Source organism: Hymenobacter duratus (assembly GCF_014698995.1).
Taxonomy (GTDB): Bacteria; Bacteroidota; Bacteroidia; order Cytophagales; family Hymenobacteraceae; genus Hymenobacter; species Hymenobacter duratus.
Map to the genome: position 1 here is coordinate 1,127,801 of NZ_JACWZZ010000002.1, position 15,644 is coordinate 1,143,444.

A 15,644-nucleotide genomic window follows, 5' to 3' on the forward strand; every position below is an offset into this window, starting at 1 on the left:
TCTTTCTCCACACTACCACACGTACGATGTCCGCTTCCGCTACTTCTGCTACTACTATTTCCGTGGCACCCCGGCACAATTCCGCAGGGCTACGCTTCTGGCACTGGTCTAACGCGGCCCTGGTGCTGGCTCAGCTTCTGACGATTCTGTTTCTGTTCGTCATCGTGAAAGTCAAGACCCTGGCCCCGGAATTCAGCAAAGTGCTGGCCGAGAAAGGCGTGAACATGGCGCCCGAAGACCTGCGCGGCCTCACGCGCATTGTTGCGCACCGCATCTGGGACTGGCATATCTGGATCGGCATTACGCTGTCGGTGCTGCTGGCCTTCCGCGTAGTGGTCAGCTTTCTGCAGCGGGGCCGGCAGCGCACTGCCGCCAAAATAGCCGCTCTGAAAGGCCGCGCCGCTCAAGGCGACACAGTAGCCCAACAGGGCGTGTGGGTGCGCTATGCCTACCGGGGCTTCTATGTCGTGCTGGCCGTAATGGTCGCTACGGGCTTGATTCTGGTGTTCGAGGACAACTTCCGCAGCATTGAGCACACGGCCAAGGAAGTCCATGAATTCACGATGTACCTTGTCATTGCGTTTGTGGCCGCCCATATTGCCGGCGTGTTCCGCGCCGAAGTCACCCACGACCCAGGCATTGTGTCGGATATGATTAACGGCGGAGCATCGGACGAGAAATAGCCTGGTTCTTATCAGGATGTAGCCTTATTCATCTGCTCCTGCGCCGCGTCGTGCGTGGTGGCGGCCTTTACGGGGGGCGCTTCGGCTGCCGAGGGGCTGGACCAGCCTTTGCGCAGCATCTCCTCCACTTGGGCCTTCAGCCGCTTCTGCGATTCGCGGGAGAAGCGCTTCTGCAACATCCGTCCGAATAGCTTAAAGCCCAGCCAATAGAACGGGTTGCTGATGCGGCCAGTCTGTGAAAACGAGTGAATTCGGAACACCACGCGGCCCGTCGTGAGGTTTTTGTGGACCATGAAATCAATCTGGCCACGCTCGAAGTGGCCTTCCAGGGTGCGGTAGTTGTAGCCCCACACCTGCTCCTGCTGGCCGTTTTCGAGGGTCCGCCACTCATCCGTGACGCCTCCGATGCGCACGCCAAACCAGAACGTGAACAGCAGAAACCGGCCCCGCAGTACCATCACGCGCTTTTCCAGCGGCTGGTCGGGTAGGAAGATGCCGGTGATGAGGCCGGGCGGCGGAAACGTGTAGTTGCGCAGCACTTCGCGGGCGGCAGCCCAGGAGCCATGCGCTTCGGGCGGGCCGGGCGCTTCCAGCGGCAGCTCGGTTTCGTAGTCGTCCACGTTCCAGCCGGCCTCCCGGGTGTATTCGTGTGTGCGGTCGAGGTCGAAATTGTAGCCCGCGTTGGTGTAGGACTCGAGGCGGGCTTTCTGCCGCTCGTAGAGGGGAATGGACTTAGGCATCCTGCGTGACTTCAGTTTCGTTGTCAGCCTGCTTCACGGTTTCTACGTGTACCGGCCCCAGCGGCAGGCCGCCGCTGTAGTCGGCTACGCGCTGGCAGAACGTTTCCCAGGTTTGCTGCTGCACCTTGCGGCCCATGCCCAGCGTGTCGTAGGTGAAGGCCACCAGCCCGTCGCGGGAGCGGGCCCAGGAGTGAATTTCGAAGTGCACCGTATCGGGCAAAGACGGATGCGGACAGAGCGTGAACCGGATGCGGCCCGCTTCGGGGTGGTTTTCCAGCGTCACAAACTCGAAATAGTCGTCGCCGATTTCCGTCACGCGCACGTCGCCGTTCCAGGGGCCCAGAATCTTGATCCGAAACTCGTCATCGACGCGCAGGCAGTGGTCCTGGCCCTGCGATTTTTCGAAGTCGGCCAGGAAATCCGGCGAGAAGTCGGGCACATGGCATTTCACATATTCCAGCAGCTCGGCGGCCGGCTGGCGGGGGTGCTGCACGTCTATCCAGTAGCGGCGCTCAAAAAAGGCGCCGCTGCCGGTGTTGGCGGGTTGTTCGGGTTTCGACATAGTGGAGCAGGTAAAGCCCGGGGGCTTCTCTCCTAAACGAGCCGACCGGGACTGGGGTTGGTGCGGCCGCTACGGCAATGTCCGCGTCAGGTGCCTGGGTAAAACCAATCGTTTCGGGGCACCTGCACCGCCTCGGAGCGCAAAACCGAATGGTTTTGTGCTCTGAGGCAGCCTACCAAGACAAAACCAAATGGTTTCGTGCTCTGAGGAAACCTACCAAGACAAAACCAAATGGTTTTGTGCTCCGAGGAAACCTACCAGGGCAAAACCGAATGGTTTTGGGCTCTGAGGCAGCCTCTCTAAGCAAAAACAAATGGATTGGCTTGGAGAGGCGTGTTTTCGTGGTCTGAGGCAAGCCGGCCAATCGGTGTACTTTTGCACTTTAGCTTTCGCCTATGCTGCCTGCCCGCTATTCCCGTGTTCTGCTGAATCCTCGTTTCGTGGCCCTGCTCTACGCGGTGCTCACGCTCATCGTCACGGCGCAGCACTACCTGAAAGGGCCGCAGTCGTACGACAACTACAAGATTTTCACCTGGCCGTTTTATCATCTGCTGGCGGGCCGCGACCTGTACGCCGAGTACCCGGAGCTGTATAGCGCGCCATTTAAGTACAGCCCCACTTTTGCGCTGGTTATGGGCGCGCTGGCTGTGCTGCCCGATTGGCTGGGCCTGCTGCTCTGGAATGTACTCAACAACGTGGTCCTGTTCACGGCCGGGCGACGCCTCTTTCCGGACGCACGCCGTAGCATGCTGTTTCTGTTGCTGGTGCTCGTGGATATGATGACGGCGCTGCACAACAGCCAGAGCAACGCCCTGCTGCTGGGCCTCATGCTCTGGACCTACATCCACCTGGAGCGCGAAAAAACGGGCTGGGCAGCGGTGTGCGTGGCCTTGGCGTTTTTCCTGAAGATTTACGGGCTGGGCATTGGGCTGCTGTTTCTACTGTACCCGAAGCAGCTGGCGCGCGGGCTGGCGTTGGGACTGGCGGCCACAGTGGTGTTGGCGGCTGCACCGCTGGTGGTGGTGTCGGGGACAACGCTTGCCGGTATCTACCAGAGCTGGTACACGGTAGTGTCGGGGTTCAATACGGCCGTGCAGCTTTCCCTGATGGGCGTGCTGGACACGTGGCTGGGCATCAGCGTGTGGAAGCCGGGCGTGCAGGCCGTTGGGCTGCTGCTACTGCTACTGCCGCTGGCCCTGTACTGGCGGCAGCGCCAGCACCCCGACCTCCGGCGCCTGTATGTGGCGCTGATTCCGGTATTTCTGGTGGTGTTCAATCAGGCCGGCGAGTCGCCGATGTACATCATGCCGGTAGCGGGCTTTATGTTCTGGTGGCTACACTACCGCCACACCACGCCGCTGGCCACCCCATTGCTGGTACTGGTGCTGCTCTTCACCACCTTCGCCTCCACCGACCTGTACCCGCATTCCCTGCGCTCCGGCTTCTTCGACACCTACAAAATCAAGGCAGCTCCCATGATTCTGGTCTGGGCCCTGATTCAGAGCCAGCTGCTGCTGTTTCCACGTTGGCGCGACCGGCTGGCGGCTGCCTCGGCGGCAGAAGCAGCCGGTGCTGAGCCGGTCCAGCAGAATATCAGCTGAATAAAACGGGGCCGAAGCAGGATTGAGCAAACATTCCGCCGGGGTTTGCTCGTAGCAGGGAGACTTCCTCTTTCTGCTACGCTCTATGGCTTACTACCGCCCGCCCGGCCCGCCCGCCGATCCACAACTTGTGCGCGACCTGACGCACCTGCAGGAGACTATGCGTGCTCAGGTGCGCCTGCTTCCCCTGCCCCAGGCTCCCACCCTCATTGCCGGCTGCGACTCTTCGTTTCCTACCTCCGACACCATTCTATCGGTGTTTGTGGTGTTGCGCTTCACGACGCTGGAACTGGTGGAGAAGGTCTATCATACCAGCACTGTAGAACTGCCGTACATTCCGGGGCTGCTTTCCTTCCGCGAAGCGCCTAATCTGCTCCTGGCGTACCAGAAACTGCAGCACAAGCCCGACATCATCATGGTGGATGGGCACGGCATTGCGCACCCGCGCCGCATGGGCATTGCGGCCCACCTGGGCGTGCTGCTGAACAAGCCGACGTTTGGGGTGGCTAAGCAAAAGCTGACCGGCACCTACCAAGAGCCTTCCCTGACCAAAGGCAGTATTTCGCCTTTGCTCGACAAAAGCGGTGAGCTGCTGGGCGAAGTCATCCGCTCCAAAGACAAGGTGAATCCGCTGTTTGTGAGCCCCGGCCACCACTGCGACCAGGCCACAGCCACGCGCCTTACCCTGGCCTGCCTGCGCGGCTACAAACTCCCTGAGCCTACCCGCCTGGCTGACTACTGGGCCGAGGAATTTAAAAAAGAGCTTCTCTAGGATATTACACCATACAGAAGTTTCTATATTAGAGCATCTTCCATCATCATTTCAACTACTTATGAGAAAAACCTTTACCCTCCTGCTACTCCTCACTGCCGGCCTGACTGGTACTGGGCTGCACGCGCAACAGCTGTTTTCCAACGGCGGCTTCACGACCGGAGCCACGGCCAAAGACGGCACCGCAGCACCCACCGGCTACACCTGGAGCGAAGTACAAAACGACGTCGGCGTGACGACTATCAGCAACACCAACGCTGGTTTCTCGTCGCTGAAGAGCAGCAACTTTGAGCTGGCCGACGACTTTACGGTGCCGGCCGGCCGACGCTGGACCATCAGCTCGGTGGGCGTGTATGGCTACCAGACCGGGTATGCCGGCACCACGTCCCCGTTCACGGCTATCTACATCCGGATCTGGAACGGCCCGCCCTCCAGTGCTACTTCGCAGGTAATCTACGGCGACCTGGTCACGAACCGCTTCACCAGCAGCACCGATGCCCTGTCGTACCGCATCTTCAACTCGCTGTATCCTGCGCCATCGGCCACCGGTACCACCCGCAGAATCTGGCGCGTGGTGGCCACGCTGCCTACCCCGATGTCATTGCCGGCCGGCACGTACTGGGTCAGCTACTCGACTACTACCTCAGGAACCACGGCGCATTTCATGGTGCCCGTCACAACGGTTGGGCTGCGGCAGACGCCCGGCGCCAATGCCCAGCAGACGGGTTCTACCGGGGCCTGGGCCCCTATCCAGGATGCCGGCAACCCGGCCGGCCCGATTGTAAGCATGGACATGGCGTTTGATCTGCAGGGTACGTCAGTGCTGGGCACTACGGCCGCCACGCCGGAGTTTGCGCTCCGTGTAGGTCCGGTTCCGGCTTCCAGCCTGGCCACAGCGGAGTTTTCTTCCCTGAAAAAGCCAGCCACTTTCACTCTGACCGATATTCAGGGCCGCAGTGTATGGAAAGCCAGCAGTGCCGTGGGCAGCACTTCGCTGCAGGTGCCTCTGGACGGCATGGCCGCCGGCACCTATCTGCTCACCATGACGTCGGAGCTGGGCAGCAGCCGGGCGCGCCTGTTGAAGCAATAGTTTAGCATGCTGGCTGCGGCCGGTGCCGTTATATTCCGGGGGAGTCGTTGAGGGCCTGCAGCAGGCTCCCCAGCGACTCCCCCGCTGCTTGCGGGAGCTCCAGCAACCGGGCCACCGCCGCATATACTACCTTAGGCGAGCCAGCCTCGGCCAGAATCCCGCGCTGCTGCCCCGTCTGCGTGGATTTGGATAGTTTCTGACCAGCATCGTCCAGCAACAGGCCATGATGCAGAAACTGCGTTTGCCGAAATGGCGCGGCCCCTGGCAGCTGCGTAGCCAGCCACAGTTGCGCCGCAGTGCTGGGCAGCAGGTCGAGCCCCCGCACAATGAAATTGACGCCCAGCCGCACATCATCTACCACCGAGGCCACCTGGTAGGCTGCCACACCATCCTTCCGGCGCACAACAAAGTCGCCCAGCTCTTCCGCTAACGGTACAGTCAGGGGACCTTGCTGCAGATCAGTGAAGCGTATTAGGGTATCGGCCGGCACCCGCGCCCGCCAGGCTGTTTCGGGCGTATCGAGCGGTAGGGCCAGTTCCTGGCAGGTGCCGGGGTAACGATTGTGGGTGGCAGCAGTTCGGGCCAGGTCGGTGCGGGAACAGCGGCAGGCGTAGAACCCGTGCGGGTGCGCGGCACGGGCCGCCTGCAGGCCCGCCTCGTACGCGGGCAGGTGCAGGCGCTGCGAATAGTTGCGCTCAAAATCATCGGGCCCGGAAGGGCCGGCATCGTAGTCGAGGCCCAGCCACTGCAGCGTCCGGAAGATATTTTCCAGATATGCCGGCCGAAACCGCGCCCGGTCCAAATCGTCGATGCGCAGGTGCAGCCGGCCACCTACCCGCCGCGTGAGCAGCCAGGCAAGGGTGAAGTTGACGGCGTTGCCGAGGTGCAGAAAGCCGCTGGGCGTGGGTGCCAGGCGCGACACTATCGGTTCTGAAGACAGCATAGGTATATTGCGGGGCCGGCAAATTACGGTGTGGCCTGCAACTGCGCGGTATTCATTTCACTCCTCCTATTCTATGCTCCCCTCTCTACCCTTCCGCCCACTACCCTTCCGCCTACTGGCCGCCGGCCTGCTGAGCGCCGCCCTGGCCGGCTGCGGCTGCGGCACCGTCGACTGCGACGCCTGCGACCCATTTGCCGACGAGCTGGTGCTGTTTCGCCTCGATGCCGACACGCTGCAAAACGGCTTCCGCAAGGCCGAAGTAGCCTCGGCCTACGTGGTACGCTACGCTAACCCCGATTTCACCCAGCCCCGCGACACCATCCGACAGCAGTTTCAAGGGCTGTACCAGGGCTTCGGCTTCACCAATCGCGACATTGCACTCAACCTGCTGTTTGCCAGCAAAATCAGCACGGCGGCGCAGTTTCTGGGCTCCAGCTACCGCGTGGTGGTGCCGCTGGCCAGCCGTCAGTTCGACATCAGCAACCTGGAAATCAGCACCGAAGAAGGCACCGGCTGCTGCCCTTGCTCCTACAACACCCGGCGGCGCTACTTCCTCAACAGCCGCCCCATCACGGCCGACGGCACTTCCTACACAGGCACGGTGCTGAGCCGGTAGGCTTGTTGCACGCCACATTAAACCCAACCGCCGTTTCGGTATCCATCCGGCAACCGCTATACTCGTAGTTGCCCTATGAAACACGTCCTACGCTTCCTGCTGATTCTGTTGCTGCTGCCGGTGCTGCCGGGCCGGGCGCAGCAAACACCCCTCTACTTTCCGCCCGCCAGCGGCACCTGGGCCGGTACCACGCCCCAAACTCTGGGCTGGTGCCAGCCCCAGCTTGATTCGCTGGTGGCGTTCCTGGGCCGCAAGGGCACCAAGTCGTTTGTGGTGCTGAAAGACGGGCGGCTGGTGGTGGAGCGCTACTATGGCACCTACACGCAGGACTCCGTCTGGTATTGGGCCTCCGCCGGCAAGTCGCTCACGGCTACGCTGGTGGGCCTTGCGCAGCAGGATGGTCTGTTGAGTTTGCAGGACAGCACCACGCGCTACCTGGGCCGGGGCTGGACCTCGGCTCCGGCCTTGAAGGAGCGCCTCATCACCGTACAGAATCAGCTTACGATGACCAGCGGCCTCGATGACACGCCGCCTGCCCCCTGCACCAACGAAAGCCAGACGCCCAACTGCTTGCTCTACCGCGCTGATGCTGGCACCCGCTGGGCCTACCATACCGGCCCCTACCGCCTGCTGCAGGATGTACTGGCCACTGCCAGCGGCCTCACCATCAACCAGTATACCAACCAGCGGCTGGCCTCCCGCATTGGCATGAGCGGGCTGTGGGTGAACGACGTGTATTACAGCCGGGCCCGCGACATGGCACGTTTTGGGTTGCTCACGCTGGCCCGCGGCAACTGGAACGGCACGGCCGTTCTGCGCGACACGGCCTATTTCCGGCGCATGACTACTCCTTCCCAACCCTTCAACCGCAGCTACGGCTACCTGTGGTGGCTGAATGGGCAGTCCTCGTACATGCTACCGGGGCTGCAACTGGTTTTCAACGGTCCGCTGGTGCCCACCGCCCCCACTGACATGATAGCCGCGCTGGGCAAAAACGACCAGAAAATCTACGTGGTGCCGAGCCAGGGGCTGGTGGTAGTCCGCCAAGGCCGCGCCGCCGATAACTCCGTTCTGGCCACCTCAGCCTTCGATACGCAGCTGTGGCGCTATCTGATGGCCACTATTGAGTGCCGGCCGCTGGCTGCCGCTTATCCTGCCTCCCAAAAGGTAACGCTGTACCCGAACCCGACTGCAGAATCCGTGACGGTAGGTCTGCTGCCAGGCAGCAGCCAGCTGCGCCTGCTTGATGCGCTAGGCCGGCCGGTGCAGCGCTGGCCGGCTGCTCAAACCACGCTGTCGGTAGCGGAGTTGCGCCCCGGCATGTACCTGCTACAATGGCTGGATACGCAGGGCAGCGTGTTGGCTTCCAAACAGCTACTCAAACAGTAAGCCCTTACTGCTGAGCGCTCCACCCCAATGCGTTTTAGAAAAATCTGAGAAGGAAATAAACTTTTGCAACACAATTGATGTATGTACATATATTTGCAACCAGAACCAGCAACTCACTCTGCTTTTCCTTTAGACTCTTCTAGCCATGCAAACCCTGCTTCATACCGCCACTTCCCGCGGACACGCCAGTCACGGCTGGCTCAATTCGTATCACACGTTCAGCTTTGCGGGCTACCAGAATCCGCAGCGTATGCATTTCGGAGTGTTGCGCGTCCTGAATGATGATACCGTAGCCGCCGGTATGGGCTTCGGGGCCCATCCCCACGACAACATGGAAATCATCAGCATTCCGCTGGCCGGCACGCTGGAGCACAAGGACAATGCCGGCAACCACGGCATTATCCGGAGCGGCGACGTGCAGGTGATGAGCGCCGGTACCGGCATTGCGCACAGCGAGAAAAACCATAGCCAGAGCGAGGAAGTGAAGTTTCTGCAGATCTGGCTGTTTCCGAACAAGCGGGGCGTGCAGCCCCGCTACGACCAGCAGAGCTTCGGGCCCGAAGGACGCCACAACCAGTTCCAGCAAGTGCTTTCGCCCAACCCCGATGATGCGGGTGTCTGGATCCATCAGGATGCGTGGTTCCATCTGGCCGATTTCGATGCCGGCTTTGCGGCCGACTACCAGGTGAAGCGTCCCGGCAATGGCGTGTATGTATTCGTGCTGGAAGGCGACGTGACCGTGGCCGGCCAACCTTTGCACCGCCGCGACGGTTTCGGGCTGTGGGAAACCGATTCGTTTTCCATTCAGGCCGACAGCTCTGCCCGTCTGCTGCTCATGGAAGTGCCCATGCAGCTGCCGCAATAACCGCTTCCGGCCGCCTCACTCATCGTTCATCCCAAGAATTCTGCGCTAGCCGCACTCCGCATGAAACACGCCCCCACTACCTACCCGGTCCACGAAATCATTCGCAAGCGCTGGAGCCCTCGGGCGTTTGCCAGCTACCCCGTAGCCCCCGAAACACTGGAGCAGGTATTTGAAGCCGCCTCCTGGGCCGCCAGCGCCATGAATGAGCAGCCCTGGCGCTATATCTACGCCCATCACGCCGACCAGGAAAACTTCCAGAAAATGGTGGATTGCCTGATGCCCGGCAACCAGCCCTGGGCTAAAAACGCACCGGTGCTTATTCTGGCTCTGGCCAAAACGCAGTACGACAACGGCACTCCCAACGGAGCCGCCCTCCACGACTTGGGCTTGGCCAACGGCAACCTGATTCTGGAAGCCACGGCGCTGGGCCTGCATGGCCACTTTATGGGTGGTTTCGACCGGACCAAAGCGCAGGAAACATTCCAGCTGCCCGAAAACCTGCAGCCCGCCGTCATGATTGCCTTGGGGTATCAGGGGGAAGCGGAGCAGCTGGAAGAGCCGTTTTTGAGCCGCGAGAAGGCGCCGCGCCAGCGCAAAGCCATCGGCGAAATTGCCTTTCATCGTCAGCTTCCGGCCTAGCACCATGCCACACCTGCTCACTAGCGCCGCCAGCCGGGGCCTGAAAGATATCGGCTGGCTGCAAAGCAATTTCTCGCTCAGCTTTGGACCCTACACCAACCCCGCCCGCAGCGGATTTGGGCTGTTGCGTGTCTTCAACGACGACTTCGTGCAGCCCGGCAACGGGTTCGGGCTGCATGCACACGCCAACATGGAAATCATTTCGGTGATGCTGGCCGGGCGCATGAACCACAAGGACTCGCTGGGCTATTCGGAGGAAGTGACGACGGACTGGGTGCAGATTATGAGTGCCGGCAGCGGTCTGCGCCACGAAGAGCACAATATCGGCGACGACGAGGTGAACTTCCTGCAGATCTGGATTGAGCCCAAGCTGCAGAACGTGACACCCCGCTACCAGCGCCGCCACTTCCCGGCCGAAAAGCGCCGCAACCAACTGACCACCATCGTCAGTAATGAGGAAGGCACGGCGCACTGCTGGATCAACCAGAACGCGAAGCTGGCGCTAGGCTACTTTGATGCCGGCCAGCAACTCACGTATGCCCTGAATCCGCTCAACAAAAGTGTATTTATCTTTCTGATGGAAGGCGAACTGACCGTGAATGGCCAAGCAGTAGCGCAGCGGGAAAGTATCGGCCTTTGGGAAACTGCTGAGGTGCAGATAGCATGCTCCGCAGAAAGCAAATTCATCCTGATTGAAGCGCCTATCAACCACTGAGCAATGCGTCATGCGCTATGCACCAAACTGTCCTGCCGAGGTTCTGCCTCCGCAGGACAGTTTGTTTTGCAGGACAGGTTGTTTTATAGAGGTCCACTTGGACACAGATAGGGCCTGAGTATTTGCATTCGAAACGCCGAGTTGAAGAAGACTTATGTGCGTGCATTCGGCTGCCAGGCTATATAGTTCAGCTTGTACTATTTCATTGCCACAATTAATTCCTTAAATAGTCCTTAACCAAGCCGCAACCTGCAGATAATGACGTTACTATAGGCTGTAACTTGGATTTTATTCCGAAATTCGGGGCCAAAGTCGTTTGCTCAATCTATAGTATGAAACAAACTTTCCTCTTGCTTGCCCTAAGTCTGGCGGGCCTGGCCAGCCGGGCTCAGGACCTGCCGTACCAGCTACCGCCCAAAGCCATTGCGACGCTGGCCGAAGCTCCACCAACGCCGCGGGTCAGCATTTCGCCCAACGGACAGTGGATGCTGATGATGGATGTGCAGGATATGCCGGCCATTGCTGATTTGTCGCAGCCGGAGTTGCGGCTGGCCGGCCTGCGCATTAATCCGCGCACGAATGGCCCCAGCCGGGTTAACTATGCCACTACGCTCCGTCTGAAGCGCCTGCCCGACGGCAAGGAGCTGCTGGTGCAGGGGTTGCCCGCCAATGCCCGCATCAGCGAGGTGAACTGGTCGCCGGACAACTCCCGGATTGCCTTCACGCACACCACGGACAACCATATGGAGCTGTGGCTGGCCGATGTATCAGCGGCTTCGGCGCGTTTGGTGCCCAACCTGTTTCTGAACGGCGTGTTCGGCTCTTCGTACGAGTGGGTTTCGGACAGCAAAAACCTGATTGCACGCGCCATTGTGGGCGGACGCGGCGAGGTGCCCTCGACTTTGGTGCCTCCTACCGGCCCTACCATACAGGAAAACAAAGGCCGCACGGCCGCCGCGCGCACCTACCAGGACCTTCTGAAAAGCCCCGCCGATGAGCGGCTGTTCCAATACTTCGCGCTGGCCCAAGCCGTGCGAGTAGGCGTTGATGGCCGCATGCAGCCGCTGGGCGAGCCGGGCATCATTCAGCAGGCCTCGCCTTCACCGAATGGCCGCTTCGTGCTGGTAAAAACGCGTCATCGTCCTTTCTCCTATACACTGCCCGTGAGCAGCTTCCCGGTGCGGGTAGATGTGTTGAGCATGGAAGGCCCGGTGGTGAAAACCCTCGATGACCTGCCGCTGGCCGACAACGTACCCACCAGCTTTGATGCCGCCCCAACGGGCCCACGCGCCCACGGCTGGCGCGAAGACGCTCCGGCAACCGTGTACTGGGTGGAAGCCCAGGATGGCGGTGACCCGAAAACGGCCGCTCCCGTGCGTGACAAGATTTTTGCTCTCGCTGCTCCGTTTGAAGGGTCGGCGCTGGAACTGGCCGCGCTGCCATTGCGCTTCGCCGGAATCTACTGGGGCACCGACAAGCTGGCGCTGGTGGAAGGCTACCGCTGGGCTGACCGCCACGAAACGATGTGGACGCTTGACCTGGCCACCAAAACCTCGCTTACCGTTCTCTTCGACCGGTCGTCGCAGAATACCTACACCGACCCTGGCACGCCTTACCTGACCCGCAACGCGCTGGGCCGCTCCGTGCTGGCCACCGATGCGTCCAGCAGCACAATCTATCTGTTTGGCATGGGAGCTTCGCCGGAAGGCGACCGTCCTTTTGTGGACGAGTTGAACGTGCGCACGAAGAAAAGCCTACGCTGGTGGCGCTCGGCTGCACCCTACTACGAGGTGCCGCTCACGATTCTGGATGCCGGCAAACGCCAGCTCGTGACGCGCCGTGAGGCCGTGAATGAGGCCCCTAACTATTTCCTGCGCGACACACATGGTGGCCGGTTGGTAGCTCTCACCCGCTTCACCAACCCCTACGCTAGCCTCGGCGGCCTGAAAAAGCAGGTGCTCAAATACAAGCGCCCCGACGGCGTAGAGCTGACCGCCAACCTGTATCTACCGCCGGCTTACAAGAAGGAAGATGGCGCGCTGCCCACGTTGCTGGAGGCCTACCCCGTAGAATTCAAGGATAAGAAAGACGCCGGCCAGGTAAAAGGCTCTCCCTACGCCTTCACGCGCCTCTCGTGGGGCTCGCCGGTATACTGGGTGACGCAGGGCTACGCGGTGCTGCAGGGCACCAGCATTCCGATTGTGGGCGAAGGCGACAAACAGCCCAACGACACGTACACCGAGCAGCTTGTGGCCTCTGCCAAAGCGGCCATCGACGAAGGCCAGCGCCTGGGCGTGGTGGACCCAAAGCGCGTGGCCGTAATGGGCCACAGCTACGGGGCCTTCATGACGGCCAATTTGCTGGCGCACTCAAGCCTGTTTAAAGCGGGTATTGCACGTAGCGGTGCCTATAACCGTACGCTCACGCCGTTCGGCTTTCAGGGTGAGGAGCGTACGTACTGGCAGGCACCAGAGGTCTACAACGCCATGTCGCCGTTCAATTACGCCGACAAAATCAAGACCCCGATTCTGCTGATTCATGGCGAGGCCGACAACAACTCCGGCACGTTCCCGATGCAGAGTGAGCGGTTCTACAGCGCCCTGAAAGGCCACGGTGCCACGGTGCGCTACGTAGTGCTGCCTGCCGAGTCGCATGGCTATGCGGCCCGCGAGTCCATCATGCACATGCTCTGGGAAATGAACTCGTGGCTGGACAAATACGTGAAGAACCCAGCAGCGGCGGAAACCGCCCCAACTGCTACGGAAGCTCCCGGCAACTAGCAAAACGCCCCCGACCTTAATCAAGCACCCTGAACACGTCGTTCAGGGTGCTTTTTTATGTTCTGCAGCAGAAAACTTAGCCGCGTTAAGCTGAAGTATAAAATCATGGCCAGCTAGTAACCCAGTCCTGACAGTCTGCGTTTTAAGGCACATATTCAGTTTACTACCTCTAACCTCAGACGTCATGAAAACTCTCAAGATATATGTAGCCATGCTGTCGGCCGTACTTATGCTGGGCAGCACAGTGGCTTCGCCGGAAGTACAGGCCCAGACCAAGAAAAGCTGGAGTAAAAAGGCCAAAGGTGCCGCCATTGGTGGTGGCGCTGGTGCCGCAACCGGTGCAGTAGTAGGTGGCGGTAAAGGTGCTATTGTAGGCGGCGTAGTAGGTGCCGCCGCAGGTGGCGTTATTGGCCGCAAAAAAGACAAAAAGAAAGACCCGGTACGCTACCAGGAATACTCGAAGAAAGACTAGTGCAATTCAAATCGGCACTAGCTAAAAAAGGCCCCGCACCAGTTGGTACGGGGCCTTTTTTAGCTAGTGCACTAGTGCTTAGCAGCCGCAGGAAGCAGACGCCGTATTATCGGAAGCTGCGGTGGCCGGAGCCGGACCGCAGGGGAAGAGGCCGAAGTGCTGCTCCTTGTTGCCGAGCACCTGGAAGTGGGCACCGTAGCGCGTGTGGCTCACCATATCGGCGGTGTTGCCGCACACCAGCATGGGCCGGCCGGTTTCAAAGAGGTGATGGTCGTCGAGGGCGAAGGTGTGGGCGTGGCCAGGAATGGTGCCGTTGTAGATAGCCACTTGGCCGTGGTCTTCGCACCGGTCTTCGAGGTCGAGCTTGAAGGCGCGCACCGTGAGCGAATAAAACTTAATATTGCCGACTTTCTGCTCGATTTCGGGGTTGCCGATAGTGAGGCGGCGGCTGGCTGTGAGGCGGTAGTCGCGGATGCCGAGGCTGTGCAGCAGGCGCCGGAAATCCTCAGTGTAAAGCGCACCGCTCAGGCACTCGCCATACAGCACCGGATCCTGGCGCAGGCTTTCCGGAATGCGGCGGTCGGCAAACACATCAGCAATATGCAGCTCGCCGCCGGGCTTCAACACCCGAAAAATCTCGCGGTAGGTGGCTTCTTTGTTGGTACTGAGGTTGAGCACGCAGTTACTTACCACCACGTCCACGCTGTTGTCGGCCAGGTCGGCGGTGTGCAGGTCCTCAATGTAGCCGTGGCGAAACTCCACGTTGGGCCGGGTGTAGCCGAAACGGGCCGTATGCGCATCAATATGGCGACGCGCCACGGCCAGCTGCTCCTCGGTCATGTCTACCCCGATAACGTGGCCGAACTCGCCTACCAGCTTCGAGAGCAGATAGGCGTCGCGGCCGCTGCCCGAGCCCAGGTCGAGCACGGTGCAGCCCTCTACCAGCGAGGGCACAGCCACGCCGCAGCCGTAATATTTTTCCAGCACCTCAGATTCCAACTGAGCCAGGATGCGCTTGTGTTCCGCCGGAATATCGTCGGTGCAGCAGGCGTTGGTTTGCAGGTCCTGCTGGGTTTGCAGCTGGCGACCGTAGTAGTCCTGAACCTGGTGTTGGGTGAGTTCTTCCATACAAGAGTAAATGTAGGCTGTAAATGACGTATCGGCCTTATTCCCGCACCCAGGTCACCTTTTCGGCTAGTGGTTTGCGGATGTTTTTGCCGGGTTGCTGCTGCACATAGCCGAGCGAGAAAAAGCCCAGTAGCCGGTCATCAGGCCCCAGCCCCAAAAACGGTTTGGCTTCTTCCAGATACGTAATGCCACCGCTGCCCCAGTAGCCGCCCAAACCATACGCAGTAGCTGAGAGATGCAGATTTTGCACGGCGCAAGCCACAGCCTCAATTTCCTCTACCTCCGGCACTTCGGCGTGGCGTTTCATGCCAATGGCAATGACGTGAGAGCAGCGCAAGGGGTTGGCTGCCAGCTTCTCATACTTGCCCTGCTGAAATTTCTCGCCAGCCCGCTCCTTATACAGTGCCGCCTGAAATTCGGCCAGCTTCTGCAAGCCAGCCCCGCTGAACACTACAAAGCGCCACGGCTCGGTGCGCTTGTGTGTGGGCGCCCAATTGGCATTTTCGAGGAGCTGCTCGATAACATCATCCGGAATGACCTGCCCCGGCACGAACTGCACAGGCTGAATGCTACGCCGAGCCCGAATAAGACGATTGAATTCTTGGGTATCGAAGGATGTGGGATGCGACATGAAGGCGAATGTTGATAC

16 protein-coding genes are annotated in these 15,644 nt (G+C 60.2%); 11 read left to right on the plus strand and 5 right to left on the minus strand.

The features are described from left to right. The first annotated feature begins 26 nt into the window (after nt 1–26). Entirely contained in the window at nt 27–683 is a 657-nt protein-coding gene (locus IC231_RS12805) for a cytochrome b/b6 domain-containing protein (protein ID WP_190784868.1), read from the plus strand. Between the two features lie 11 nt (nt 684–694). On the opposite strand, the gene IC231_RS12810 is transcribed toward IC231_RS12805, so the two are convergent. Both IC231_RS12810 and IC231_RS12815 read right to left on the minus strand, forming a co-directional pair. Continuing rightward, nucleotides 695–1,423 carry a DUF1990 domain-containing protein gene (locus IC231_RS12810; protein WP_190784869.1) on the minus strand — a complete coding sequence of 243 codons (729 nt, stop codon included), beginning with the start codon at nt 1,421–1,423 and terminating at the stop codon, nt 695–697. Continuing rightward, nucleotides 1,416–1,985, minus strand: coding sequence for a DUF1990 family protein (locus IC231_RS12815; RefSeq protein ID WP_190784870.1), 570 nt, complete (start codon nt 1,983–1,985; stop codon nt 1,416–1,418). Before IC231_RS12815 ends, IC231_RS12810 begins: the two co-directional genes overlap by 8 nt. Nucleotides 1,986–2,380: 395 nt before the next feature. Between IC231_RS12815 and IC231_RS12820 the strand changes: the two genes are divergently transcribed. From IC231_RS12820 to IC231_RS12830, 3 genes are all read left to right on the plus strand, one after another. Beyond that, complete coding sequence (locus IC231_RS12820) at nt 2,381–3,586, plus strand: glycosyltransferase family 87 protein (RefSeq protein ID WP_190784871.1); 1,206 nt, start codon at nt 2,381–2,383, stop codon at nt 3,584–3,586. Nucleotides 3,587–3,671: 85 nt separating this feature from the next. Next, nucleotides 3,672–4,358, plus strand: coding sequence for a deoxyribonuclease V (gene nfi, locus IC231_RS12825; protein WP_190784872.1), 687 nt, complete (start codon nt 3,672–3,674; stop codon nt 4,356–4,358). Nucleotides 4,359–4,419: 61 nt separating this feature from the next. Continuing rightward, nucleotides 4,420–5,448, plus strand: a complete 1,029-nt coding sequence (locus tag IC231_RS12830) for a T9SS type A sorting domain-containing protein (RefSeq protein ID WP_190784873.1) — start codon at nt 4,420–4,422, stop codon at nt 5,446–5,448. Between the two features lie 28 nt (nt 5,449–5,476). On the opposite strand, the gene IC231_RS12835 is transcribed toward IC231_RS12830, so the two are convergent. Then, nucleotides 5,477–6,391, minus strand: a complete 915-nt coding sequence (locus IC231_RS12835; RefSeq protein WP_190784874.1) for a glutamate--tRNA ligase family protein — start codon at nt 6,389–6,391, stop codon at nt 5,477–5,479. A 73-nt stretch (nt 6,392–6,464) separates the two neighbouring features. Between IC231_RS12835 and IC231_RS12840 the strand changes: the two genes are divergently transcribed. From IC231_RS12840 to IC231_RS12870, 7 genes are all read left to right on the plus strand, one after another. Next, a complete protein-coding gene (locus IC231_RS12840; RefSeq protein ID WP_190784875.1) occupies nt 6,465–7,007 on the plus strand; it encodes a hypothetical protein in 543 nt (180 codons plus the stop codon). A 75-nt stretch (nt 7,008–7,082) separates the two neighbouring features. Continuing rightward, nucleotides 7,083–8,396, plus strand: coding sequence for a serine hydrolase (locus tag IC231_RS12845; protein WP_190784876.1), 1,314 nt, complete (start codon nt 7,083–7,085; stop codon nt 8,394–8,396). 145 nt (nt 8,397–8,541) lie between these two features. Next, a complete protein-coding gene (locus tag IC231_RS12850; RefSeq protein WP_190784877.1) occupies nt 8,542–9,261 on the plus strand; it encodes a pirin family protein in 720 nt (239 codons plus the stop codon). Between the two features lie 60 nt (nt 9,262–9,321). Next, nucleotides 9,322–9,900: a nitroreductase family protein gene (locus IC231_RS12855; protein WP_185887598.1), complete on the plus strand. Its 579-nt coding sequence runs from the start codon at nt 9,322–9,324 to the stop codon at nt 9,898–9,900. A 4-nt stretch (nt 9,901–9,904) separates the two neighbouring features. Beyond that, a complete protein-coding gene (locus tag IC231_RS12860) occupies nt 9,905–10,615 on the plus strand; it encodes a pirin family protein (protein ID WP_190784878.1) in 711 nt (236 codons plus the stop codon). Nucleotides 10,616–10,947: 332 nt separating this feature from the next. Next, on the plus strand, nt 10,948–13,395 hold the full coding sequence (locus IC231_RS12865) for an alpha/beta hydrolase family protein (protein WP_190784879.1): 2,448 nt from the start codon (nt 10,948–10,950) through the stop codon (nt 13,393–13,395). A gap of 184 nt (nt 13,396–13,579) precedes the next feature. Beyond that, on the plus strand, nt 13,580–13,867 hold the full coding sequence (locus IC231_RS12870) for a glycine zipper domain-containing protein (protein ID WP_190784880.1): 288 nt from the start codon (nt 13,580–13,582) through the stop codon (nt 13,865–13,867). A 78-nt stretch (nt 13,868–13,945) separates the two neighbouring features. Here IC231_RS12870 and IC231_RS12875 read toward each other — a convergent pair whose 3' ends face one another. Further along, a complete protein-coding gene (locus IC231_RS12875; protein WP_190784881.1) occupies nt 13,946–14,995 on the minus strand; it encodes a methyltransferase domain-containing protein in 1,050 nt (349 codons plus the stop codon). A 37-nt stretch (nt 14,996–15,032) separates the two neighbouring features. Further along, complete coding sequence (locus tag IC231_RS12880) at nt 15,033–15,626, minus strand: nitroreductase family protein (RefSeq protein ID WP_190784882.1); 594 nt, start codon at nt 15,624–15,626, stop codon at nt 15,033–15,035. Nucleotides 15,627–15,644: the final 18 nt, after the last annotated feature.

Bases quoted from the DNA above. Each gene is read 5' to 3' on its own strand.
- IC231_RS12805 (WP_190784868.1), top strand. From the start codon at position 27: ATGTCCGCTTCCGCTACTTCTGCTACTACTATTTCCGTGGCACCCCGG.
- IC231_RS12810 (WP_190784869.1), bottom strand. From the start codon at position 1,423: ATGCCTAAGTCCATTCCCCTCTACGAGCGGCAGAAAGCCCGCCTCGAG.
- IC231_RS12815 (WP_190784870.1), bottom strand. From the start codon at position 1,985: ATGTCGAAACCCGAACAACCCGCCAACACCGGCAGCGGCGCCTTTTTT.
- IC231_RS12820 (WP_190784871.1), top strand. From the start codon at position 2,381: ATGCTGCCTGCCCGCTATTCCCGTGTTCTGCTGAATCCTCGTTTCGTG.
- nfi (WP_190784872.1), top strand. From the start codon at position 3,672: ATGGCTTACTACCGCCCGCCCGGCCCGCCCGCCGATCCACAACTTGTG.
- IC231_RS12830 (WP_190784873.1), top strand. From the start codon at position 4,420: ATGAGAAAAACCTTTACCCTCCTGCTACTCCTCACTGCCGGCCTGACT.
- IC231_RS12835 (WP_190784874.1), bottom strand. From the start codon at position 6,391: ATGCTGTCTTCAGAACCGATAGTGTCGCGCCTGGCACCCACGCCCAGC.
- IC231_RS12840 (WP_190784875.1), top strand. From the start codon at position 6,465: ATGCTCCCCTCTCTACCCTTCCGCCCACTACCCTTCCGCCTACTGGCC.
- IC231_RS12845 (WP_190784876.1), top strand. From the start codon at position 7,083: ATGAAACACGTCCTACGCTTCCTGCTGATTCTGTTGCTGCTGCCGGTG.
- IC231_RS12850 (WP_190784877.1), top strand. From the start codon at position 8,542: ATGCAAACCCTGCTTCATACCGCCACTTCCCGCGGACACGCCAGTCAC.
- IC231_RS12855 (WP_185887598.1), top strand. From the start codon at position 9,322: ATGAAACACGCCCCCACTACCTACCCGGTCCACGAAATCATTCGCAAG.
- IC231_RS12860 (WP_190784878.1), top strand. From the start codon at position 9,905: ATGCCACACCTGCTCACTAGCGCCGCCAGCCGGGGCCTGAAAGATATC.
- IC231_RS12865 (WP_190784879.1), top strand. From the start codon at position 10,948: ATGAAACAAACTTTCCTCTTGCTTGCCCTAAGTCTGGCGGGCCTGGCC.
- IC231_RS12870 (WP_190784880.1), top strand. From the start codon at position 13,580: ATGAAAACTCTCAAGATATATGTAGCCATGCTGTCGGCCGTACTTATG.
- IC231_RS12875 (WP_190784881.1), bottom strand. From the start codon at position 14,995: ATGGAAGAACTCACCCAACACCAGGTTCAGGACTACTACGGTCGCCAG.
- IC231_RS12880 (WP_190784882.1), bottom strand. From the start codon at position 15,626: ATGTCGCATCCCACATCCTTCGATACCCAAGAATTCAATCGTCTTATT.